Below are 24,212 nucleotides of genomic sequence, written 5' to 3'. Positions count from 1 at the left end.
AGTCAATGACCTCCGGTAAACCCGGAGGCTTGATTGTGAACCGCTCAAAGCGGTCAAAAAACCATGAACCACCTAAAGGTGGTCAAAATAACTCCAACTGATCAATTTTTCGATCAGCTTCTTCTTGCTTTTTTATATATTTTTTTACTATCTCTTCATTCCGACCAACGGTTGAGACAAAATAACCCCTGGCCCAAAAACTTTGGCCTACAAAATTGTGCCGTTTCCCTGCATATGTTCTTGCTATGTGGATAGCACTTTTTCCTTTAATATATCCTACAACCTGAGACACAGAATATTTTGGTGGAATTGATATCAGGACATGGACATGGTCGCCCATAAGATGCCCTTCTATTATTTTTGATTCTCTTTGTAATGCCAATTCCTTCAAAATCTCACCAAAATACTTTCTCAATTGGCCATAGATTATCTTTTTCCTATATTTTGGAATCCAGACCAAATGATACTTGCATTCCCATGTCGTATGCTTTAATTTATTATAGTTATTCATCGAAAGTCTCCTATTTTGTGATCTTTGAGCGGTTCACGTTATTGGAGACTTTCGTATATTCCCGGAATTGTCAAACTCTGGGAGTCTCCCCGGCAAAGCCGGGGGTTTACCCTTTTTAATTATTCACTCAACTTTCGGAGTTGCCGGATTTGTGTGAGGTCAGGCTTGCAAGGACTTAAGGCCTAAAGTTGAGTTATTCGGAATAATCATTCATCCACCATTCATCCCAATTGGTCTCCATGATACTTTGGGCTATCTGTTTACCAGTCTCTGTTTTAATTCTTTTAAGGATAACAGGCAACCATTTTTCAGGACCTTTTGCCCCGATGTCAGCCTGTTTTTTTAGTTCAAGAATAAAAGATATCTGATCAGCATCTTTAACGAGTTTTGCTTCTTTTGTTTCCCCTGAATTAAACTCATCTAGAAGATTTTTAATATCATTACCAAATGGAATATTCTTTACCAAATGGGAAATGGCGTTGACCTCATCAACTATTGAATATTTTTTTTCTACATAGTTAAAATCCCCTGTTCTTGCCTCGGCAATATCATGAACCAGGGCCATGGTCACCAGCTTTTCACTATTAATATCCTGATCTATTCTGGCCATGGCAAAGCAAATAAAGGCTGTCATAAAACTGTGCTCGGCAATACTTTCTTTCCCAGATCCTAAAAAAGCATATCCTGATCTAACGATGTCCTTTAATATTCTCACCTCAAACAGCAAGTTGGCAATATGTTTCATTTTCATTCCAAGTTCCTATGATAACCGCAATAATAATCACAACAATTCGCAACAATTCTTGACTTTTTATAAAACTATAGTTTAAATAAAGTCAAGAATTCAAGAACAAATCAAAGCAAATCAGGAGGAAAAGATGCAAAGTCAGAAAACAATGATAGCAATATTTGTTTTAACTTTTTGGGGATTTGCTTTTTGTTCAACAGGGCTTGCCCAAGATGATAAAAAATTTATCCCGGGAGAAGACTCAGGTTTTTACTATACCATAGAAAAGGGAGATACCTTATGGGATTTATCTCAAAAATTCTATGATTCCCAATGGGACTGGCCAGGGCTTTGGGAAATGAATGATGATATAAAAAACCCCCACTGGATATATCCCGGAAAAAATATACAAATTTTTTTAAAGAAAAAACCCGCACTTAAACCAAAGATTGTAAAAGTCCGGAAAGTAAAAAAAGAAGGGGTTCCCGTTAAGGTTGAAACGTCTTTTTCTTTTTCCGAAATGGATCATATCGGATTTCTTAAGAAAAAGGCACAGACATCCCTTGGATCTATCATAAAGGAACAGGACGGCAATCTTATGATGTCAGCCAATGATATTATTTATATAAAACCGTCAGGGAAAGGGACACTGGTTCCCGGCAGGGTCTATCACATTTTTACGACCTCTAATGTAAAAGAAAAGATCCATGGTCAAACATTTAACGGGATAAAACATTTGATCAAAGCACAGGTAAAAATACTTGAACATAAAGGGACTTATGTAAAAGCATTAATCACCAACGCCTATAGCGCTGTGTATAAAGGTGACTTGATTATGGAATATTATAAGCGGAACACAATTTTAACGGTTGAAGATAATCCTGACCCCATTGAGGCGAGAATTATCTGTTCCGAAGATAATAATATCATGATTAATGACTATCGGATCGCTTTTATCGATACGGGCAAAGCCAAAGTCAAACCCGGACAGATATACTCGGTTTTCCGAGAAAATGAGACCAAGGATTATACCGTCTGGCCGTCGAAAAAAAAGAACTCTATCAAGATAGAAAATCTTGAATCCGGAAAACTGATTGTGCTTCATACTGAGGATATCGCATCCACCGTAATGATTCTGTCTTCAAAGTATGCCATTCACCCGGATGATATGGTAAATTAAACGGATCAGGGGGCCAGCCCGGTTCACCCGGCTGTTCTTCCAGAGTATAGTTCAGCCACCTGTTCTTCCGGGATATAATTGAGGTATATCTTGTATTCCTTATTCATAAACAGATCATGCAATTCCGGATCAAGGGACTTTCCCCGTTCCAATTCCATTATCTGGATGGCTTGGCTAAGGGGGATTGCCTTTCGATAGGGGCGGTCCGATGTGATGGCATCCCAAATATCAGCAATGGTGGCAATCCTGGCCTCGAGGGGAATGGCTTTCCCTTTGGTGCCGGTGGGGTACCCGGTGCCATTCCATTTTTCCTGGTGGTAATAGGCAATATTAACGGCTACAGGGGCGATTTCAAGTTTGGACAATATGTTCTTTCCGATCAGGGGATGCTCCTTGACCTGATCAAATTCATCATCTGTCAGCTTCCCGGGTTTGTTGAGTATCACGTCCTTTATTCCGATTTTTCCCACATCATGGACAATGGCCCCCATATAAATTTCATTGACCCGAAATGGGGAAAGGCCAATTTTTTCGGCAAGATCCCTGGAATAATTTGCCACCCGTTCCACATGCCCCCCGGTATACGAGTCCTTGGATTCAATGGCCGATGCAAGCACCATTAAAAAAACCTCCAATTGCTCCCGTCTTGTTTTTTCGCGTTCAAGCGTGTGAAGACTGATCACATTCTTGACCCGTGCCTGGAGTTCCAGGTGGTGGAAGGGTTTTGTCAGAAAATCATCTGCCCCCAATTGCAGGGATTTAATGCGGTCTTCCTGTTCCGAAAGCGAGGTAATGATGATCACCGGGATACTGGTGGTCTGTTTGTGGGTTCTGATATGTTTCAACAGCGAAAACCCGTCCATATGAGGCATCATGATATCCGAGATTACAAGGTCCGGCATTACCTTTTTGATGGTGTTCCATGCCTCCCTGCCGTCCGTGGTCAGATACAGAGTATAGTCCTTTAATGCCCGGCTTAAAAATTCCAGAATCCCGGGAGTGTCTTCGGCAATGACAACGTTACCTTTGGAGTTTTCCGCCTCAACTATCTCGACATTCCCCTTGATGAACCGCTTGTTTTCCAGCAGGTCAATCTGGACAATATCACTGGCCTCAATCCGAGACAGGTCATCATTCCGCCGATAATTTTCTCGACGGTCAGGATGGAGCAAGACAACGTTTTTCCCCCGCCGTTCGGTTTGCCGTCTATCAGTAATGGATCCGGGTTCCTTTTTTTCAAGATCCCGGGGCAGTTCCAGAATAAAACTGGTGCCTTCCTCTTCAACACTGGTGACCGATACCCTGCCATACATCCTTTCAGCGGATTCTTTGACAATGGCAAGTCCCAGTCCTGTGCCCTCATACATCCTTGTTTTTGAGCTGTCCCCCTGCTGGAACCGGTTAAAAATGGTTTCCACGACATCAGAGGACATGCCCACTCCTGTATCCTTCACCTCGATACAGATGTAATCGCCATTGTCTTTCAATGTCACGGATATATCGCCCATTTCAGTGAATTTATAGGCATTCCGAATCAGGTTGTTTAAGATATCCGTGAGTTTTTCCCGGTCAATGAAAATTTCCGGAATATCTGGGTTGGAATGATAGGTAAGACCAACCTGGCTTGCCTCTGTCAACCCTCTGAAACTGGACACAATCTGAAAAATATGGGTGTCAATATTAATCCGACTCAGGGCAAGGCTATCCATGCCGGCATCAAATTTTGAAACCTTGAGCAGTTCATTGATTTTATGGGTCAAAGAAAGGGTTTGAATCCCGATTTTTCCCATGATTTCCGAGAGTTTGGCTGGAATGGTGCCGACTTCCCCCTCAAGCATATAATCGGTCCATCCCCGGATCAGGGTAAGCGGGGTCCTCAGTTCATGGGTGACATTGGCAATGAAATCTTTTTTGGCACTGGCGGCCTTTTCCAATGCATCAACAGAATTTTTCAGCTGCTGGGTTTGCTCAGTCACACGTTTTTCAAGGGTCAGGTTAAGGGTGATAAAATGGGACAAAACAAAAATAAAAACGGAAAAAATGACAAAAAATACCCCGACAGGATATAGATTAAAACCAAGTTTTTCAACCAGAAACGGGTAATTTAAGAGATAATCAATACCTGAAATAGAAAATACTATAGCGGCAAGAAGAAAGAATTTCAGCTGGGCCTTTCGGACAGGATCGGTTTCCTTCCTGTGAAAGCGGATCATGATATAGGTACTTTTGGTAAGCAGGTAGACAACCATCAGAAGGTATACCCCGTGGAGGACGTTTGCCTTTGGATAATAGCCGAACCAGTAAAGGTGGTGTCCCTGTATGAACAGGTCTGTTCTCCACAGGCTGAACAAAAATCCAAAACAGACAAAGTAAAGTATGAAAATGTCTTTTTTGGAAATTTTCAGATAATGGGCCGCTGTTTCATAACAGGTCAGGGGCAGAAAAATAATGCCTGAATACCCGATTTTACATATCAGATCCGCATATTCACTGTTGGGGGACAGGAAAAGAATCACCCAGGAAAACTGCCAGTAAAAAGTGATGAAACAGAACCGTAAAAAAATCCTGCGGATTTTGCCCCGTGACAGGTAATAGACCACAATTCCCAGGCACAGAGATACAATGCCTGCAAACAAAGGCAGCATGGCACTCAGATAAAGCATGGATCTATGCCTTTATTTCATGATAAAAATTTAAGGGAGTTAAAAAATTTTCAGGAATTCTAATGACTTTGCCTTTTTCACTGACCATGCAGACTCTTTGATACCCTTCACCGACCAATGCTCCGGTTTTCTTATTTTTGAATATAATATCCAGCCTGCATGTAGCAGCCTTTATCTCCGATGTGGTCAGTTCTACTACCAGGATGTCCCCGAAATAAGCATTGCTGACAAAGCGGTTGTAAGTATCCACCGTCACCAGGCGAATACTGCGGTTTGCCATCAGTTTGTGCAGGTCTGGAACAGTGGCCATTAAAAATTTTTCCCTGACAACACCCTGGTATTCAATGAAATTACTGAAGTATACATTCCCGAATACATTGGTATTTTTTAAGGTAACCACAATTTCAACTTTAAACACTCTATCTGTGCCGTAAACCTTTAAGGCCTGAATCTGATTTTCCACGTACCGGGTGAACAGGTCTTCCTTGGCATCTCCAATATCGAGAACCCTGAACCCGAGGCCTGAGCTGTTATGCCACTGGGGTTCGCATTCCAGTTTTATTGCTTTGAACTCACTGATTTTTAATTCAAGCTGAAAAGGCTCTGTGGGAATATCGCTTTCCATTTTCAAAAAGCCACCTGAGGCAGAGATGTTTTCAACGATCCCTGTTCCATTGTTCAGTAGAGCCTTAATTTTTTTTTGAACACGCGGGGCTCTTTCTTTTGTCGTTTCCGTCATTTCAAATTACACTCCAATAAAAAAAACAATAAAATTAATTTCAAAAAACAGGGGCCCATTCCTTATATAAAACACTTCTGAAAGTCTTATAAAAACAATTTCCCATCATCAGCTCAGGTAGAATTGAAAAAGACAAGCGATCATTGTTGCTTGATAAAACTAATAAGATGAGAAGATAGCATGGAATAGCTGAACATATCAAGTCTGATATGATATGGAAAAGTCGAAAATATCTTTTTTGAGCATTCAACATGGGATTAATTTCCTTTTTCCCTTTTAGTCCATGTTTATTTGGATAAATTCGGTTTGTCAAGTCTTTTTGGGGAATATTCCGGAATATTCCTATTTTTTCTCGACTTGAGGGGTAAGCCCGGGCTTGGGCATTCCAAAAAAAGCATACCGCTTGTCTTGATTTTTACTTCTCTTTGCTTGACATTTAAACTTTTGTCTGTGCAAATACAAAAATTATTTTTATTTAAAGGGAAGGCGTTTGATATATTTCAAATTAATACTTACTGCGGTTTTCTGGGGAGGAACTTTTATTGCGGGAAAATTAATTTCTCACAATATAGACCCCTTCTCAGCAGCTTTCATACGGTTTCTCATCGCTTCTTTTTTTCTTGTAATTTTGACCATAAAGATTGAGGGGCACCTCCCTAAGCTTGCGCCTGGCGAAATATGTATCGTGTTTTTGTTAGGTCTTACAGGTGTCTTTTCCTATAACCTGTTTTTCTTCTCCGGCCTCAACCATATTCAAGCCAACCAGGCGTCACTGATTATTGCCAGTAATCCTATTTTTATCAGTCTTTGTTCTGTCATTTTTTTTAAAGAAACACTTAACTTGATGAAAATAATCGGACTTTGTCTGTCTGTCACAGGGGCTTTAATTGTCATATCAAATGGAAACCTTTTTGACATATTGGAATTGAAAATTGGGAAAGGTGAACTTCTCGTCTTAGGGTGTGTTGCAAGCTGGGTTGCATATTCGATACTGGGAAAAAAAGCTATGAATAATTTGTCCCCTATTGCCTCTGTGTGCTATTCATCTATTGCAGGAACACTTTTGCTTTTCTTCCCTGCCCTTTTTAAAGGCGTATTTTTAAATATGGCGTCTTACGAACCGCTTGAATGGGCAAGCCTTTTTTACCTCGGTTTTTTTGGCACTGTGCTTGGCTTTTTCTGGTATTATGAAGGGATCAAACAAATCGGCCCAATGAAAGCCGGTATCTTTATTAACTTTGTCCCCATCAGTGCTATGGTTCTTTCATTTTTTATTTTAAAAGAACCTCTAACCCCTTCTTTAATTTTTGGAGCGGTATTTGTTATTGCAGGTGTATACCTGACCAATGCTGTCACCTTAAAAAAATAATAAAAATTGATGTGCCTTTGGGAACAAAGCCGCTATAATAAAAAAATGCCGGGTGATGAAAAACATACTCGGCATTTTTGTCTGTTGTAAGATGTATTCTTTTTAGTCTTCTTCAATTACAATAGCATCTTCTTCACAAACTTCTACGCAGCTTTCACAGCCCATGCATTCTTCAGCATTGACCGGAACAGATTTGTCATCTTCCATTTCAAATACTTCTACCGGACATACGTCTACACATTCTTCGCAACCAACGCATTTTTCGGGGTCAACAATTGGATTAAATGCCATTTTAATAGCCTCCTTAAAAAATTAACATTATTATATTATAAATTTATTTTTTAAATATAATCTGTATAAAAAAACTTTTATAACATGATATTAATTAAAATCAAGTTTTTTATCACTTTAATTTGATCAGACATACAGGGATTTGTTTATCTGAACAATTAAAGAGATTGTTAATACCATTCCCGGAAAAAAGACACAGTTTAATTTGCCCTGAAAGAGAACATCTGTCATTCACTTTTGGCAGATTATTTTCCTGGATACCATCTCCTTGAATTGCACGCATCAAATAATCACAAAACTGATGTTGCCATTCGCTTTTATTTTCACATTCATTTTCATGCACTTTTATTTTATCGATGTCAAGGGCATTTACAACATCTTTGCAATTCGACTCAAGATAATCAAATACCGCCTCACTGGTAGTGATGAACAACAGCTTTTCCCCCTTTTGTTTCAGTCCCTCCTTGACTGCCATACACCTTGACCATGCATAAATCCGCTCGCGAGTCATAATGGCGCCCAGATCTTTACTATCGCCTGCCTTGCTGTCTTCTTCACTTAAGAGGATTTCTAATCCGCGCAAGGTTGAGACAAATTTATCACGGGTTTTATCCAGATCTTTTAACTCCAAATCAATGTGCTCATTTTGTTCATCACACAATTGAGCCATCTTCAAAAACAATAAATTCCGTTGCCGGGATGATTCACTTGGCAACGCCTCTTTAAACCCTTTGATCTGTGATTTAATGGTTGTCACATCTGAATCACTTGTAAAATACGGGTTGTCTTTTAAAAGGGCTTTAAAATTGGCTCCATTCCCATGATGGATCTGAGCCCATGCCAAATATTGTCCAAGTTTTACTTCAACCGCCTCAATCTCCCTGATTGATGAAAAAAACGGATGAATTTTTCCCTGTTCAAATAATGCCTGTAATGTTTGACGGTCCTTAAAATCCACGCTGACCGGCAAACATTGAAATGACGGGAAAAAAGCCAAGATAGTGTCTAAATGGTTTGGGGTAATATGGGTGAAGGGGAAAAATAAAAATTGATTTGTCATGGCTATGCCTTTTTGTCATGAACTTTGATGCCCAAAGTTATTAACTGTTCTCTGATCTTATCTGCCAGTTCCCAGTTATTTTGCTCTCTTGCGCGTTCACGTTCCCTTATAAGATCTTGAATTTCATCTGAGTATTCCTTTTTTTTAGCAAAGCTAAAAATCTTAAGAACAGAATCAATGTCTTTAAAACAATTCACAAGTTTCTGGGCACCATCCGGATTGATTCTATTTTGATTGATCAGCCTGTTGATGGTTTTCACATTTGCCAGCAAAGAAGAAATGACACCTGAAATCTTTAAATCATCTTCCATGGATTGAAGAAAACCCAATTTTATATCATATACAAATTGATCAATCTCTTTAAAATCCCTTCCTTCTTTAATTACACTCAAGGTAGTAAGGCACCGGTTAATTTTATCCAGTGTGTATTGAGTCTGTTTCAGGGATTGTTCTGACAGCATTAAAGTTTTCCTATAATGATTGGAAATCAGCCAGAATCGAATTGTTTTAAGCTCCCACCCTTGGTTGACAAGGGTTTCAAGGGTCAGCGTTTCAATGTCAGGTGTGCCTAAAGAACCGTCATAGCGAACCGGATCACAATGCAACCAATACTTTGCAAGGGTTGCCCCTTTTGCTGCTCTTGCAATGGCAACTTCATTTTCATGGTGCGGGAATATAAGTTCCCGGCTGCCGGTTTGAATATCAAAATTGTCTCCCAGAAATTTCATGGCAATAGCCGCACACTGCAAATGAAGAGAAGGACGTACATTACCCCATTGGGTCTTGACCCCTACTCCTCTTTTGAGTTCTGAAAGACGAACCCGTTTGAACAATGTAAAATCCTTTGGATTACGCTTTTCATACTCGTCAAGATCCACGGTTGCGCCTAGTCTTATCTTATCAAGATTGATACTTGAAAAATCACCATACTCCGGCAGGCTTTCAATATCAAAATAGAGGGAGTGCAGTTTTTCATAGGCATGCTGTTTTGATTGCAGCTGTCTTACCACATCGATCATCTCTTCAAAATGGTCTGATACTTTGGGGTATGCATCTGCTTTCCGGATATTCAATTTTTCAAGATCACTTTTGAAAAAATCTATGTAGGTTTGAGTAAACTCGAAAAGTGTCATATCCGCATGCTGCGACCCCTGGATGGTCTTGTCATCATAGTCTGTGATATTGACCACATGATTTACAGCAATGTTGTGGTACTCGATGTATCTTACGAGTAAATCTGTAAACACATACCTTCTGAGCTGCCCTATATTGAGTCTTTCATAAACAGTCGGTCCGCAGGTGTATACAGATACTTTTTCTTTTTCAAGCGATTCAAATGGTGCCTTGATTTTTGAAAACGTATTAAAAAGTGACAGAGCAATATGTTTTTCCACAGAAAAAAGACTGGTGGACAAATACCGTTCACCACTGTCCGGGAAGATAACCACAATAACTCCGTTTTTGATCTTTCGGGCTTCCTCAATGGCCGCTGCCATAGCTGCACCACTGCTCATCCCGACAAACAATCCTTCTTCTACCGCCAGCATGCGGGCAGCATTAAAGGCTGCGTCATCATCAATATTAATCTTTTCATCAAAACAGCTTTTGTCCATAATTTCAGGGGTATAGGATTCCTTCATATTTTTAAGTCCCTGGATCTTATGTCCGAGATACGGTTCGACACAGACAATCCTGATATCCCTGTTATGCTCTTTCAATCTTCTGGAAAGCCCCATAAGCGTTCCGCTTGTCCCAATGGTTGCTACAATGCAAGAGACCTTTCCATTGGTCTGCTCAATGATTTCAGGCCCCGTGGTATAATAATGGGCTTTCCAATTGGCTTCGTTGTTATACTGATCGGTAAGAAAATACTTATCCGGGTTTTCCCTGGCAAGCCTGTATGCTTCCTCAATAGCGCCATCAGACCCCAGCCGCCTGGGGGTTAAAATGATCTGAGCACCCCTTGCGCGCAGAATACTTTTTCGTTCTTCACTTGCATTTTCCGCCATGGTAAGCGCAATTTTGTATCCTTTGACCGCACAAATCATGGCAAGTCCGATACCCGTGTTTCCGCTGGTTGCTTCGATAACGATTTTGTCTTTGGTCAATTCCCCGGATTTTTCTGCCGCGTTGATCATATAGAGCGCGGCCCGGTCTTTAACAGAACCGCCGGGGTTCATATATTCAAGTTTAACAAAAATTTTAACCCCTTTTACAGGGTTCATTTTTTTTATCTCAACAATAGGGGTGTTGCCAATGGAATCTATAATTGAAAATGTCATTTTTTATTTGCCCTTTACCATCTTGACCCTATCCAAATCATGCATTCTTACCTTGACTTTTAAACTATAAAATGGGTTTATACAGTAATTTTAATCGATGTGCAATTTTTTACTGGAAAGAACATGGTCTGTTTGTTAAGGCAAAGGTATCTGCCACTTTTTATAATATTTACTTTTTTTTACATATTCATATCAGCCAAGGGGCTTGCAAAAGCAAATATTCTGCCCCAAAATCCCAAAGAGATCCCCTGGCATATCTCCGCGCAGATAGTAACCTTTGATAATAAAAGAGACCTCTATATTGCCGAAGACGATGTTGTGATCACCGGGGGTAAAACCAGGCTTGAAGCTGACTATGTTGAATTTTCAAATAAAACAAAGGATGCTTTTGCCCAGGGCAATGTTCTTTTGATATCCGGCGAAGATTCCATCTCCTGCAATGCAATGAATATCAATCTTACAACGGAAATCGGCACCATAGATAAAGGCACCATCTTTATCCAGAAAAACAATTTTTATATTAATGGTGAGAACATCAGAAAGACGGGTAAATTTTCTTATAGTGCGGATAAAGGTTCCATCACATCATGCGCAGGCGATTCTCCTGACTGGAAAATTTCCGGCAGAAACATAAAAGTTACTATTGAAGGGTATGGCCTTGCAAGTCATGCCGTTCTCTGGGCAAAAAAAATCCCTACAGTTTACACCCCTTTTCTTGTCTTCCCTGTCAAGACCAACCGCCAGACGGGTCTTTTATTCCCAAGAATTTCATCATCGGACAGAAAGGGGTTTGAATATGAACAGCCCCTTTTTGTCGCTATTTCAAGGAATACCGATGCAACAATTTATACAGATTACATGTCTGATCGAGGAATAAAAACAGGGGCCCAGTTCAGATATGTAATGGATAACAAAACAAAAGGTTCCATGTTCTTTGATTTTCTTGAAGATGAAAAAATAGATGACGGAACAATCAATACAGAAAATTATAGTTATCTCACTACCCCCCAAAGGACCAACACTGACCGCTTCTGGTTCAGGATGAAACACAACCAGGATCTTCCCAATGGTTTTACAGCCAAACTGGATGTCGATGTGGCCAGTGATGAAGATTATCTTCATGAATTTAAAGACGGATTTACAGGATATGATGAAACCAAGGAATATTTTGAAAAAGAATTTGGCCGGGGTCTGGATGAATATGATGTCTATATCCGGAAAAACTGGCTGAATATCAGCAAATCATGGTCAACCTACACATTCAATGTTGATGCTTTATGGTACGATAATATCAGAGCCCGAAGACAGAACACAGATGACACAACGCTGCAGACCCTTCCAAGCATTCAGTTTGATGCCTTCAAACAGCAGATAGGCCCTTCAAAATTCTTTTATTCTCTTGATACCGAGTATCGATCTTTTTACAGGAAAGATACAACCGCAACGCTTGTAAAAGGGCAACGAACAGATATCTACCCCAAACTCTATCTGCCCTTAAAACTCGGCAAATTTTTTAATTTTGAGCCGTCTGTCGGTGTAAGGCAGAGCATCTGGAATACCAATGAATTCACGGATATTAACGGCAATTCCGACAGCCTCCGGACAAGACAGATGTATGATATCGGTGCCCAGCTATCCACAAAGCTGATTAAAATCTTTAATCCCAATAATGAGTTTGCAGATAAAACCAAGCATGAAATCATCCCAAAACTTGAATACGCCTTCATTCCATACATTAACCAAGATGATCTGCCCTCCTTTGATTCTCTGGACAGAATTGTGGAACAAAATCTTCTTACCTGGTCTCTTACCAATAATTTCACTTCCAAAAAATCAAGAATAACCCCTAAAGGCAAAGAGATAACAACCTACCGCGATTTTGCCTACATTAAACTTTACCAGAGCTATGATATTAAAAAGAAAAGAGATGACGAACCAAGACCGTTTTCAGATATTACACTTGATACGGAGCTGAATCCTAACGATTTTATAACCCTTGATATGGATCTTTCCTGGTCTCCCTATGACAACCATTTTAAAACCTTAAACATCGGAAATACACTGCAAGACAACAGAGGAGATTCCTTAAGAACAGAATATCGATATACATTCAACGTATCCGAATCCCTGTATTCAAAAATCGATATCAGCCTGACAGATGAATTAACCGCCTATTACTCCATTGAAAAAAATCTAAAAGAAAAAAAGACCGTTGAAACACAGGCAGGGTTTGCCTTAAAAAAATCCTGCTGGACCTTTAACCTTTATTTTTCAGAATCAAGTGGCGAACAGAGTATTGCCTTTCTCATAAATCTTCATGGAATCGGAGAAGTTGGTACAAAATGATTGAACAATTAAACTGGTTTGCTCTTCTGACAAGAAGCAACTTTGAGCAAATAGTGTACACTCATATTGTTAAAAAAAAAATTGAAGCATTTTTGCCCAAAACAAAGCAGAAAAGTCGGCGGAAAGATAGAACCCTCCTGATAGAAATTCCACTTTTCCCGGGATATGTTTTTGTGAAATCAACATTTAACCCTGAAGACCAGTTAAATATTTTAAAAACTATCGGGGCCGTCAGGCTGTTGGGCAATCAATCCGGACCGGTACCCGTGCCCCAGTCACAGGTCGAATCCTTAAAAATTCTGACAAATGCCAACATGGATCTGATCACAGGAACAAATATCCGCATAAAAAAGGGAGACCCTGTGATAATTTTAGAAGGTCCTATGGCAGGGGTAAAAGGAGAGTTTACAAGATATAAAGGGAGGGGGCGTGTTGTTATCAAAATAGATGTTTTAGGACAATATGCCGGGGTTGAAGCAGAGGAAGACAATGTTGAAAAAATCCCTGACTTATTGGCATAACTCCTTGACTTTTTATCAAATTTTAATTAAAACCGTTAAGAAATAATAAGATCGCATCATTCAACATAGAAAGAGGAAGTATGAATAAACTTGAATTGATTTCGACATTAAAAGAGAGAGCGAATCTGACAAAATCCGAAGCTTCAGAGGTCATTAAAATATTTTTTGACTCGCTTTCCGATTCATTTGTCAAAGGAGAAAGGGTTGAAATAAGGGGCTTTTGCAGTTTTCATATAAAAGGGTACAAAAGCTATACAGGCCGAAACCCGAAAACCGGCCAAAAAGTCACTATTCCTCCCAAACAGCTCCCGTTTTTCAAATGCGGAAAAGAACTAAAGGAGCGGGTGGATTATTAACACATGGTTATTGATCAAACCATGTCTGATTTTGATCAAATGCAATACCAAGCTAAAACTGTATCTGAGTTAACTATAATCATTCAGGCAAAAAAAATCCCAAATGCCCTTCTTTTCTATGGAAATGAGAACACAGGAAGAAAAGAAGCGGCATTTCTATTTGCAAAGGGGTGTAATTGTTTGAAAGGAACGGGCCTTGCCTGCAACAATTGCAAGTCCTGTCGTAAAATCGATGCAAAAAGCCACCCCGATATCCTATGTATCAACCATTTAAAAGGGAAAAAAATAATTTCCATATCCCAAATTCGTGAAATGGGATTGGCAATTTCGTCTAAGCCCAATGAGGCCAAATTCAGGATGGTACTGATTTTGAATGCAGATCTAATGAATAGACAGGCACAGAATGCATTATTAAAAATGCTTGAAGAACCGCCTGAAAAAACATTTTTCGTCCTCATTGCCAACAAGATCTCTTACCTTGTTCCAACCATTATTTCAAGATGCCGTAAAATCAGATTTAAACCATTGACCGACAAACTCATTGAACAATGTCTGATCAATGAATTCAAGGTTGACAAACAAATGGCCGCAATTGCATCGAAAACTGCTGATTCTGACCTGAAAAAGGCACTGATGTATTTAAATTTGAATCAAAATGATGAGACAAAAGACGTCGACTGGATCAAAAGAAGGAAGTGGTTACTTAACGCCCTTGTAAGTATAATTAAAACAGACACAAACAACTGCATATCAAAAGGATTGATGCTTTCACAAAAGTTAAGCTTCGATCCCGACCTTATCGATGATGCCATTGCCATTATGAAAACATTTTTCCGGGATTTAATGATTTTTAAACTTCATCCCCAAAAAATAGTTAACCTTGATTTTTTTGACGCTTTTACAGATATTAGTCAGATGGTTGAAACAAAAAAACATTCCGTGTGGATCAAAGATCTTTATGAAACGGAAAAAAGGCTGGCATCCAACTGCACACTAAGACTAACATTGGATAAATTTTTCCTTAAAATTGTTACTAACAGAGGAAAGTTGATTTATGATTAAAGTTACTGGCGTTAAATTTAAAACAGCAGGGAAAATATATGATTTCAAAAGCGATGCTTTTGTGCTGAAAGAGGGCGACGCTGTAATCGTAGAAACTGAGCAAGGCCTTGGGTTTGGTAAAATTGCCATACCTCCCGTTGAAATCGAAAATGTTGGAAAAAAATTAAAACAGATTGTCCGTGTTGCCACTGAAAAAGACTTTCTAAAAAGAGAAGAACTAAAAAAGCTTGAAAAAAGAGTGTTTAATTTTTGCATCCAATGCATCAATGATTTAGATCTTCTCATGAACCTGTTCAGTGTTGAAAGTACATTTGATCGCAACAAGTTGACTTTTTTCTACACTGCTGACGGCAGGATTGATTTTAGAGAACTCATCAAACTTCTGGTAAAAGAATTCAGTATCCGGATTGAAATGCGACAGGTCGGGATTCGCAATCTTTCAAAACATTGCGGCGGTATTGGCAAATGCGGAAGAGAACTTTGCTGTTCCTCTTTTATGCATACGTTTGAGCCGGTTTCCATCAGAATGGCAAAAGAGCAGGGACTGTCATTGAATCCCACGAAAATTTCCGGGGTTTGCGGCAGATTAATGTGCTGTCTGACCTTTGAAAACGAAACCTATAAAAGCCTTAAACGCGGGATGCCCAAATTAGGGAAAAAGATTACAATAAAAGAAGGAAAAGGAAAAGTTGTCAGGCAGAATGTATTGAAAGAAAGCGTCACTATCCGTTTAGAAGATAATACCGAAATAGAAAAAACCATCCAACAATTGACTAACTCAATCACGGAATCTACAAAAGAATGAAATCCAAAAAACAATTTTTTACAACTCCCATATATTATGTCAATGCCAAACCCCATCTGGGACATGCATACACCTCCATTGCTGCTGATGTTGCAACGAGATTCAAACAGATAGATGATTACGAAACCTTTTTTCTGACAGGAACGGATGAACACGGAGATAAGATTGTCCAGGCAGCCCAACAACAGGGAACAACGCCAAAAGAATATGCAGACAACATCAGTAAGCTCTTTCAGGATCTATTGCCGGTATTAAATGTCAAAAACAATCATTTTATCAGAACAACGGATCCGGACCATATTCAAGTAGTTAAAGATGTTCTTTCAAAAATTTATGATTCAGGAGATATCTACTTTTCAAGCTATGAAGGACTATATTGTTTTGGATGTGAACGATTTTACCAGGAAAGGGAACTTGTAGACGGTAAATGCCAGGACCATGGTGTTGAGCCTGAGCTCATCAAGGAATCCAATTATTTTTTTAAAATGAGCAAATACCAGGAATGGCTCATCAACCACATCAAAGCCAATCCTGATTTTATCCAGCCTGCACAGTACAAAAACGAAATTCTTTCTTTTTTAAAGGAGCCCCTGGAAGACCTTTGCATTTCCCGTCCAAAATCCCGATTGACTTGGGGAATCACTCTGCCTTTTGACGAAGATTATGTCACCTATGTCTGGTTTGATGCCCTTGTAAATTACATTTCAGCTCTGGGATATCCTGATGGCAAACTTTTTAAAAAATTCTGGCCGGGTGCCCGTCATTTTGTGGCCAAAGACATTATCAAACCCCATGGAATTTACTGGCCCATTATGCTGAAAGCTGCCGGTATTCAAATTTATAATGGATTGAATGTCCATGGGTTCTGGAACGTCAAAGGCAGTAAAATGTCAAAAAGTATCGGCAATGTCACGGATCCCATCCAGGTGACAAATAAATACGGGATTGACCCGTTCAGATACTTTCTAATGAGGGAGATGGTCTTTGGCCTGGATGCCAATTTCACAGAGGAGACCATTGTATCAAGAATCAACTCGGATCTTGCAAATGACCTTGGAAATCTCTTTTCAAGAGTCCTTTCCATGAACCATAGATATTTTACGGGTGAAGTAAAAGAACCGGATGCTGAAATTGAAAAACAAAAGAATCTATCATTGGCATCTGATGCGAAAAAAGCCATTGATAAATTCAGGCAGGCCATGTCTCTTTGTGAGTTCCACAAAGGGGTCGAGGCCATCTGGCAATTTATCAGCATCATGAATAAATATATTGATACGACTGCACCCTGGACACTGGCCAAAGATGATGCCAATATCCCTATTCTCGGAACAGTCCTCTATAATCTCATCGAAGGGTTACGGGTTGTTTCCTGCCTGATATACCCCATTATGCCGCAAACATCTTTGAAAATGCAAAAAACCCTTTGCATGGAAAAAGGAGAAAAGGGCTTCTACACCCTGAAAGAAACATTCCCCTGGGGACAGATTAAAAAAGGAACCATAATTGCAAAGCCGGACATTTTGTTTCCGAGAATTGATACAGACAAGATTAAATCCAAAAACCATAAGAAAAAACTGGCGGTGTCCAATTTTGACAAATCGGTTACACCCGGAAACCCGGTAAAATGAAAGAAAGTTCCTGGCGAAATTTTCAATCTGAATATATCGTTAAAAAAAGGAAGAGAACTCTTTTTTTAAAAACAATAAAAATAATCATTGGTTCCGGTGCCCTGATACTTTTGATTGCAGGCATCTATTTTTTTAAAAACCAGGTCCCTGAAAACAACGATACTTTTCATGAAACCCGGAAGGAAGATCCGGCACGGTCAGAACCGCAGACTTCTGAAACGCAAAACCGGTTATCAAAGGCTCAATTAAAAGAAATCATCAGTAATACAAAATTTATCCATACAGACAAAAACATCTTTTCCGTTGATGCACCTGAAGCCAGTTATGAAATTACGACAAGTATTGATATTTATCTTCAGAAATATTTATTATCTCTGCTTGACCGGCTCAAAAAACTGACCCGTGGAAAACCCCAGAGGATTGCCTTTGTAGTCATGGAAGCCGATACAGGCAAAATTATTGCCATGACAGGGTTTGATCTTGAAAATCCCGATGCCAATCCCTGTATCGAATCAGACTATCCGGCCGCAAGCATCTTTAAAATTGTAACGGCTGCGGCTGCTGTTGAAACGCTGGGCTACACTCCTCAGACGCAATTGTACTTTAATGGGAATAAGTACACATTATATAAGCGTCAACTCAAGGATGTTAAGAATAAATATACCTATAAAATTTCATTTTCCAGGGCTTTTGCAGAATCCGTAAACCCGGTGTTCGGGAAAATCGGGAAAAATTACCTTGGAAAAGAAAGACTTGAGTCCTATGCCGCTGCTTTTGGATTCAACCAGGTTATCCAGTCTGAATTACCTTTTGTCTCAGGCAGCTTTGAAACGAACAGCAGCGAATATCATCTGGCTGAATTGGGCTGCGGCTTTAACAATGACACAACCATATCGCCACTATTTGGTGTCATGCTTATCTCGGCTATAGTCAACTCAGGTGACATCATGCTGCCAAGTATTGTTGAACATGTGACAGACGCTGACGGGGAAATCATTTACAAAAACAAAAAAGCAACCTATATAACAGCGATAAGACCCGAAACTGCAGCAACAATAATGCAGCTAATGGAAAAAACCGTATCAACGGGAACCGCCAGAAAATCCTTCAGGGGTGCTTCAAAAGATAAAGTCCTTTCCAGGCTTGTGATCGGCGGGAAAACCGGATCTTTATATAATAAAGATAATACGGTTAAATACGACTGGTTTACCGGTTTTGGGAAAGAGAAAAAAACAAATAAAAAAATTGCTTTGTCTATTGTTGTCGGCCATAGAAAATATATTGGAACAAGAGCCGGCACTTATGCAAAGATGATTTTAAAACAATATTTTAAAAAAAATAATGCTGCAACTGCACAATTGTGATGTATAAAACCTTTTGGGCGACGGAGAAAATAATGACTCTGCAAGAAAAGCATTTTTTAAACCCTTTGTTAAATCGGGTCAAAAAACTATTTTCAATCCATATTGAATTCGGGAAAGCCATAACAGGGGCAAAAGAAAACGCCATCATATTCTTCCCATATCAACCCAATACCATATCATGCGGCATTTCGGCATTTGTTGCATTTAAAGGGAGCAGCGGCCCAGAATATTTTAATTTAAACCCTCTCCAGGGAATGGTCCTTTCGTTAAAAACAAAAAGTTTATCGTCTGATGACTTGTCTGTCCGGGATGACTTCCCTGGCAGTGATGATCTTCTGAACAGATTGTTTGAAGAGTGCCAGGGTTTTAAACAGGAAAGTATTTTTTCTGATCTTTTTTTTAACAAAGAAAAAAAGGATCTTCTTTTATCAATTTCAGAAACGATTGAACAATTAATAAAGGATCAAACCTCTGCATTTAAGAAAGAAAACACAAATCTTTCTTCTTCAGATGTTGAAATAATTTCCTTACGCCTTGAAAAACTCCGGGATATTTGCTGGTGCCTTAAAAAAGAAATCCTGGATAACATAACCGCCATCAGCAATCTTACCACTGATCTTGAAAGTGGCGGCAACGTCCGTGGATTAAAGATATTCAAAAGAATTAATGCCGTGTTGAACAGTATCGACCGGCTTGAAGTCAGGGGAAGAGATTCTGCGGGAATTTCGGTTATACTTACCTTTACTAAACCCGAATTTGAAAATTTCATGGAAGGAGTTATCAAGGCGGGGCTTTCGGAAAGGTTGAAGCAACGGACAAATCACCTGGTATTACCCAATAACAGTCTTACCATCAACGATACCTTCCCGGGAAACGACAAGCATTTCGTGACAATTTCTTTTGTCTATAAAGTTGCCGCAGAAATCGGTTCACTTGGAGACAATGTAACCTTTATCCGAAGCCAGATTAAAAATGATCTCATGCTTCAATTGCTTTCAAATTATCACTTTGTTGCCAATTCCGTATCTGCTCACACTCGATGGGCCTCTGTCGGAGATATTACAATACCCAATTGCCACCCGCAAGACAACACCCCCACAGATAGAGAAATCGGTAAGACAGGCATCCTTCATGTCTGCCTGAATGGAGATATTGACAATTATCTTGAATTGAAAACAGAGTATGAAGCACGATATGATAAAATCCATGAAGATATCAATACTGACACCAAACTGATTCCGCTCCAGATCGAGCACTACCTGAAACTCAACAACTCCATTGAAGAGGCCTTCAGGTTGGCTGTCAATGATTTTGAAGGCTCTCATGCCATCAGCATGCACTCGGATTTAGCCCCCGGAAAACTGTTTTTAGCCCAGAAAGGAAGTGGTCAGGCCATTTTTGTCGGGATTGCAAAGGATCATTATATTGCGGCATCAGAGCTCTATGGCATTGTGGAGGAAACCCAGGATTACATCAAACTGAATGGAGAAAACAAAGGCCAGATCGTTATTCTTGATCCAAATTCCTCGGGTGGTGTATCAGGGATTCAATCTTTTGATTACGACAATACCCCTATCAGCATAAAAGATGATCAAGTACTGACAAGCCAGATTACGTCAAGGGATATTGACAGGCAAAACTTCCCCCACTATTTTTTAAAAGAAATTTCAGAATCCCCCGGTTCGGTTGAAAAAACCTTGGAGGATAAAATCAATTTTTCCCCGGAATCAAACCTGTTCGCCACAACTCTGGACGAGACAGTGATTCCAAAATCACTGGAAGATGACTTTAAAAACGAAAGAATAAAAAAAGTCTATTTTATTGGTCAGGGGACTGCCGGGATTGCGGCTCAGGGCTGTGCAGATCTGTTAAATTTCTATCTGGGTGATAAAAATATCACCATCAGAGCCTTAAAATCATCAGAACTTTCCGGATTCAGTATTATTGAAGGGGAAAATAAAACCCAATCCATGACCCATACCCTTGTTGTGGCCATCAGCCAGTCCGGCACCACAACGGATACCAACAGGACCGTTGACCTGGTGAAGGCCTGCGGCGCCAAAACGCTGGCCATCGTGAACAGGAGAGATTCTGATCTGACCTTTAAAACAGATGGTGTATTATATACCAGCTCCGGCCGCGATATTGAGATGTCTGTGGCATCAACAAAAGCATTCTATTCACAGATTACTGCCGGGGCTATTCTGGGTCTTCACATAGCCTGTATTGCTCAAACAAGATCCAGCAAATTTATTACGGAACAGATCAACGAAATTATGAGCCTGCCGGATAAAATGAGAATCATCCTTGGGATGAAAGATCAAATCAAAGATTCGGCATTCAGGCTTGCAGTCTCAAAAGACTATTGGGCAACCGTAGGATCAGGATCAAACAAGACATCTGCCGATGAGATCAGGATCAAACTCAGTGAGCTTTGCTATAAAACCATTTCGTCTGACTTTATCGAAGATAAGAAACATATTGATCTGTCAAGCGAGCCATTGATCATCATTTGTGCTGCCGGAACAAGACAAAGTGTACTGGGGGATATTATAAAGGATACGGCCATTTTCCATGCACATAAAGCAACCCCTGTGGTTATCACCACTATTGGAGAAGACAGGTTTGATGTTTATGCCAGGGATGTATTTAAAATTCCTGAAACAAAAGAACATTTTGCGCCTGTCCTTAATACACTTGTCGGACACATCTGGGGGTATTATGCTGCCCTTGCCATTAATGAGGGTTCCAGGTTTATGTATGAAGGAAAAACTGAAATTCAGGATCTTTTAGACGAATATACCACCATGGGGCACGATGCTTATGAAGTTCTTCTGGAGAAACGATTCAGGGAAACCATTGCGCGATTCTATAACAAATTTTCAAAAAAACGAAGACAAGGCGGCTTCCCTGCTGTCATGGGGCTTGATATAGTTGCCAATATCACATTGCTTTTAAAATACCTGTCCGGCAGGTTGCCCGTGTCTGATTTTGAAATTGATTTTGAAATAAAAGGCACCCCTTCCAACATGTTCGATACATTTTTTGATAACATTGGCAAGGCCATTAACACCATGGCAAGGCCTGTTGATGCCATCAAGCATCAGGCCAAAACCGTAACGGTTGGTACCAGCAGAATCAGTGAAAAATTTGAAGGCCCTGTCTTTGATGAACTTACTGCCAATGGCATTCAACTCTCCCAGATTATGAATAAAAATGTTCTGGTAATTAAAAATCTCCAGGAGATTATTTCCAACGTCAAGGGCGCCTTCCTCTACCAGATTTCAGGTCTTAGTCTTTTAGGCGAGGTCACGGGGGAGACCAAAATAAAAATAGTGAACAAAACCGGCTTATTAAAAGACGATACTTCAAGAGTGGAAACAGATCCCCGACTTAAAGGAACTAAAAACATCATTGTGAGAGAAGGAAATGTGTATATTGGGAAAGGCCGGAAAGACAATAAAAATATTCTGGTAATCCCCGGCATTTCTTCAAATCCCTCCACACCCAACATCATTGAGTATATCCTGTCTTTAAATATCAGCTTCAAAACATCGAGTGACGTATCGCTTTTAAAAAAAATCAAAGCTCTGGGCGGCAAATATAACAGGCTCAAAGACTGGGTTCTTGAAAGTGATAATATCCAATGGGATGACAAGTATCTTAACCTGGTGGAAGTTGAAACCCTGTTTGGAGATACCGCAGAAAAAGTAGTTGAAAAGATAATAAGTAAAATTCAATAAAAAGTTGTTTGATGCCTGATTATAAAAAAAAACAGATGTATTCCTATCTCATCGTTTTGACCATTTGTTCTACCGCAGGGCTCCAGTGCTGGGCAACCCTTTTTGACAATTTCAGTGTTAACATTGTCGGACTTGACGGCCATCATATCGGTGCGCTGCAGTCTGTTCGTGAAATCCCGGGGTTTCTGGCATTACTTGTTACCTACGTGATTTTAATCATTAAAGAACACAAATTGTCTGCCCTGTCCATTATCATCCTGGGAGCAGGTCTTTTTGCAACCGGGCTTTTACCCAGCTTTTATGGCCTTATTTTTACAACCATGATCATGAGTTTCGGATTCCACTATTATGAAACAACAAATAAGTCGCTGACACTCCAGTATTTTGACAAACTGACCTCCCCTCTTGTTTTAAGCGCACAAAGAAGCTATGCCGCCGCTGCCAGCATTGTGGTCGGCATCATTATATTTTTTATTGCTCCGTTATTCAGCTATAAAGCCATGTATATTTTTTTTGGCAGTGTAATCGGTGTCTGCGGTGTCTGGGCCTTCACAAAAAATCCTGCTGACAAGGACATCCTTCCCCAAAAAAAACAATTAATATTGAAAAAACAATACTGGCTCTTCTATTTTCTAACTTTCATGGCAGGCGCACGACGGCAGATTTTCATGGCATTTGCCGTATTTTTGATGGTAAAAAAATTCGGATTTTCCGTTCAGGATATAACCCTGCTCTTTCTTTTGAACAATGGGATCAATTTTTTCATCAATCCTTTAATCGGAAAATTTATTGTAAAATATGGGGAACGCAAACTTCTTTCAATAGAATACTTTTTCCTTATCCTGGTTTTTATCGCCTATGCTTTTGTTGACTCAAAACTTTTAGTCGCTATCTTATACATCCTTGATCACATGTTTTTTAATTGTTCAACGGCCATTAATACCTATTTCCAGAAGATTGCCGATCCCCGGGATATTGCATCAAGTGCGGCAGTGGGGTTTACCATCAACCATATCGCAGCTGTGGTCCTGCCGGTCATTGGCGGGCTGTTATGGATGGTGGACTATAAAATTCCTTTCCTGGCCGGGGCCTTTTTCAGTTTTATCTCCCTTTGCCTTGTCCAGTTTATCAGGATTAAGCCGACATCTTTATAAGATTGGTCCGGCCGGGGCAAGATTCAGTTCCAACCTCGATATGTAATTTTGCTCATACTCTCAAAAAGTTAAAAAATTCTTTTCAAGATTAAATCAAGCTGTATTAAAATGAATAAGGCTGAGCCTTCTAAAAGAATCTCTGTCAACAATAAAATTTAATGGTCAGTCAAGAATCCTGTTATACTTAAGTATGTAATAAATTTAATCTGGCAAAATCTGTTTCATTCAGTTATATCACCATTTAAGCTGATTTTTAAATCAACCAAATTTTCAGTATTATTATCTTGTAAACTTTTCTGGAATCTCCGCATTTGAAAGGATGTCTTAATGGTAGAGTGCAAACTTTGTAAAAATGCTATTTCAATGACAAACCCTGTATGTGAACTATGTGATTTTAATTTTGAATCCGAA

At 39.7% G+C, this 24,212-nt stretch carries 19 protein-coding genes; 11 read left to right on the top strand and 8 right to left on the bottom strand.

Features of this window, described 5'->3' with window-relative positions; all coding sequences use genetic code 11:
- Positions 1 to 82: 82 nt before the first annotated feature.
- Both tnpA and QAI40_RS11020 read right to left on the bottom strand, forming a co-directional pair.
- A complete protein-coding gene (gene tnpA, locus QAI40_RS11025) occupies positions 83 to 511 on the bottom strand; it encodes an IS200/IS605 family transposase (RefSeq protein WP_299981702.1) in 429 nt (142 codons plus the stop codon).
- A gap of 193 nt (positions 512 to 704) precedes the next feature.
- Positions 705 to 1,262, bottom strand: a complete 558-nt coding sequence (locus QAI40_RS11020) for an HD domain-containing protein (RefSeq protein ID WP_299981699.1) — start codon at positions 1,260 to 1,262, stop codon at positions 705 to 707.
- Between the two features lie 127 nt (positions 1,263 to 1,389).
- Here QAI40_RS11020 and QAI40_RS11015 point away from each other — a divergent pair, with 127 nt between their 5' ends.
- Positions 1,390 to 2,418 (top strand): LysM peptidoglycan-binding domain-containing protein, encoded by a 1,029-nt coding sequence (locus tag QAI40_RS11015; RefSeq protein ID WP_299981697.1) that lies wholly within the window; start codon positions 1,390 to 1,392, stop codon positions 2,416 to 2,418.
- A gap of 23 nt (positions 2,419 to 2,441) precedes the next feature.
- Here QAI40_RS11015 and QAI40_RS11010 read toward each other — a convergent pair whose 3' ends face one another.
- Together QAI40_RS11010 and QAI40_RS11005 are read right to left on the bottom strand one after the other, a co-directional pair.
- On the bottom strand, positions 2,442 to 5,081 hold the full coding sequence (locus QAI40_RS11010; RefSeq protein ID WP_299981695.1) for an HD domain-containing phosphohydrolase: 2,640 nt from the start codon (positions 5,079 to 5,081) through the stop codon (positions 2,442 to 2,444).
- A 4-nt stretch (positions 5,082 to 5,085) separates the two neighbouring features.
- Positions 5,086 to 5,820 (bottom strand): acyl-CoA thioesterase, encoded by a 735-nt coding sequence (locus QAI40_RS11005; RefSeq protein WP_299981693.1) that lies wholly within the window; start codon positions 5,818 to 5,820, stop codon positions 5,086 to 5,088.
- Positions 5,821 to 6,310: 490 nt separating this feature from the next.
- Here QAI40_RS11005 and QAI40_RS11000 point away from each other — a divergent pair, with 490 nt between their 5' ends.
- Complete coding sequence (locus QAI40_RS11000; RefSeq protein WP_299981691.1) at positions 6,311 to 7,189, top strand: DMT family transporter; 879 nt, start codon at positions 6,311 to 6,313, stop codon at positions 7,187 to 7,189.
- A 102-nt stretch (positions 7,190 to 7,291) separates the two neighbouring features.
- On the opposite strand, the gene QAI40_RS10995 is transcribed toward QAI40_RS11000, so the two are convergent.
- The 3 genes from QAI40_RS10995 to QAI40_RS10985 all read right to left on the bottom strand — a co-directional run bounded on the left by QAI40_RS10995 (position 7,292) and on the right by QAI40_RS10985 (position 10,822).
- Positions 7,292 to 7,480: a 4Fe-4S binding protein gene (locus tag QAI40_RS10995; protein ID WP_291345729.1), complete on the bottom strand. Its 189-nt coding sequence runs from the start codon at positions 7,478 to 7,480 to the stop codon at positions 7,292 to 7,294.
- A gap of 112 nt (positions 7,481 to 7,592) precedes the next feature.
- On the bottom strand, positions 7,593 to 8,540 hold the full coding sequence (locus tag QAI40_RS10990) for a hypothetical protein (protein WP_299981687.1): 948 nt from the start codon (positions 8,538 to 8,540) through the stop codon (positions 7,593 to 7,595).
- Between the two features lie 2 nt (positions 8,541 to 8,542).
- Positions 8,543 to 10,822 carry a cysteine synthase gene (locus QAI40_RS10985; RefSeq protein WP_299981685.1) on the bottom strand — a complete coding sequence of 760 codons (2,280 nt, stop codon included), beginning with the start codon at positions 10,820 to 10,822 and terminating at the stop codon, positions 8,543 to 8,545.
- Between the two features lie 123 nt (positions 10,823 to 10,945).
- On the opposite strand from QAI40_RS10985, the gene QAI40_RS10980 reads away from it, so the two are divergent.
- The 9 genes from QAI40_RS10980 (at position 10,946) to QAI40_RS10940 (ending at position 23,801) form a co-directional block, all read left to right on the top strand.
- Positions 10,946 to 13,168 (top strand): LPS-assembly protein LptD, encoded by a 2,223-nt coding sequence (locus QAI40_RS10980; protein WP_299981683.1) that lies wholly within the window; start codon positions 10,946 to 10,948, stop codon positions 13,166 to 13,168.
- Entirely contained in the window at positions 13,165 to 13,689 is a 525-nt protein-coding gene (locus QAI40_RS10975; protein ID WP_299981681.1) for a UpxY family transcription antiterminator, read from the top strand. Before QAI40_RS10980 ends, QAI40_RS10975 begins: the two co-directional genes overlap by 4 nt.
- Positions 13,690 to 13,769: 80 nt before the next feature.
- Positions 13,770 to 14,045, top strand: a complete 276-nt coding sequence (locus tag QAI40_RS10970; protein ID WP_299981679.1) for an HU family DNA-binding protein — start codon at positions 13,770 to 13,772, stop codon at positions 14,043 to 14,045.
- Between the two features lie 3 nt (positions 14,046 to 14,048).
- Positions 14,049 to 15,107 carry a DNA polymerase III subunit delta' gene (gene holB, locus QAI40_RS10965; protein WP_299981678.1) on the top strand — a complete coding sequence of 353 codons (1,059 nt, stop codon included), beginning with the start codon at positions 14,049 to 14,051 and terminating at the stop codon, positions 15,105 to 15,107.
- Entirely contained in the window at positions 15,100 to 15,912 is an 813-nt protein-coding gene (locus tag QAI40_RS10960; RefSeq protein ID WP_299981676.1) for a PSP1 domain-containing protein, read from the top strand. Before holB ends, QAI40_RS10960 begins: the two co-directional genes overlap by 8 nt.
- Positions 15,909 to 17,540: a methionine--tRNA ligase gene (gene metG, locus QAI40_RS10955; RefSeq protein WP_299981674.1), complete on the top strand. Its 1,632-nt coding sequence runs from the start codon at positions 15,909 to 15,911 to the stop codon at positions 17,538 to 17,540. The genes QAI40_RS10960 and metG overlap by 4 nt, the downstream gene beginning before the upstream one ends.
- A complete protein-coding gene (locus tag QAI40_RS10950) occupies positions 17,537 to 18,904 on the top strand; it encodes a penicillin-binding transpeptidase domain-containing protein (protein WP_299981672.1) in 1,368 nt (455 codons plus the stop codon). The genes metG and QAI40_RS10950 overlap by 4 nt, the downstream gene beginning before the upstream one ends.
- A gap of 32 nt (positions 18,905 to 18,936) precedes the next feature.
- Entirely contained in the window at positions 18,937 to 22,647 is a 3,711-nt protein-coding gene (locus QAI40_RS10945) for an SIS domain-containing protein (protein WP_299981670.1), read from the top strand.
- A gap of 11 nt (positions 22,648 to 22,658) precedes the next feature.
- The gene (locus QAI40_RS10940) at positions 22,659 to 23,801 is read left to right on the top strand and encodes an MFS transporter (protein ID WP_299981668.1); all 1,143 of its coding nucleotides are present in this window, start codon (positions 22,659 to 22,661) and stop codon (positions 23,799 to 23,801) included.
- A gap of 221 nt (positions 23,802 to 24,022) precedes the next feature.
- On the opposite strand, the gene QAI40_RS10935 is transcribed toward QAI40_RS10940, so the two are convergent.
- On the bottom strand, positions 24,023 to 24,212 hold a 190-nt coding region (locus tag QAI40_RS10935; RefSeq protein ID WP_304511634.1), incomplete at its 5' end, for a hypothetical protein.

The organism is Desulfobacula sp. (assembly GCF_030611305.1).
Taxonomy (GTDB): Bacteria; Desulfobacterota; Desulfobacteria; order Desulfobacterales; family Desulfobacteraceae; genus Desulfobacula.
The sequence above is the reverse complement of the archived record's forward strand: the minus strand, read 5'-3'. Positions and strand labels throughout refer to the sequence as shown.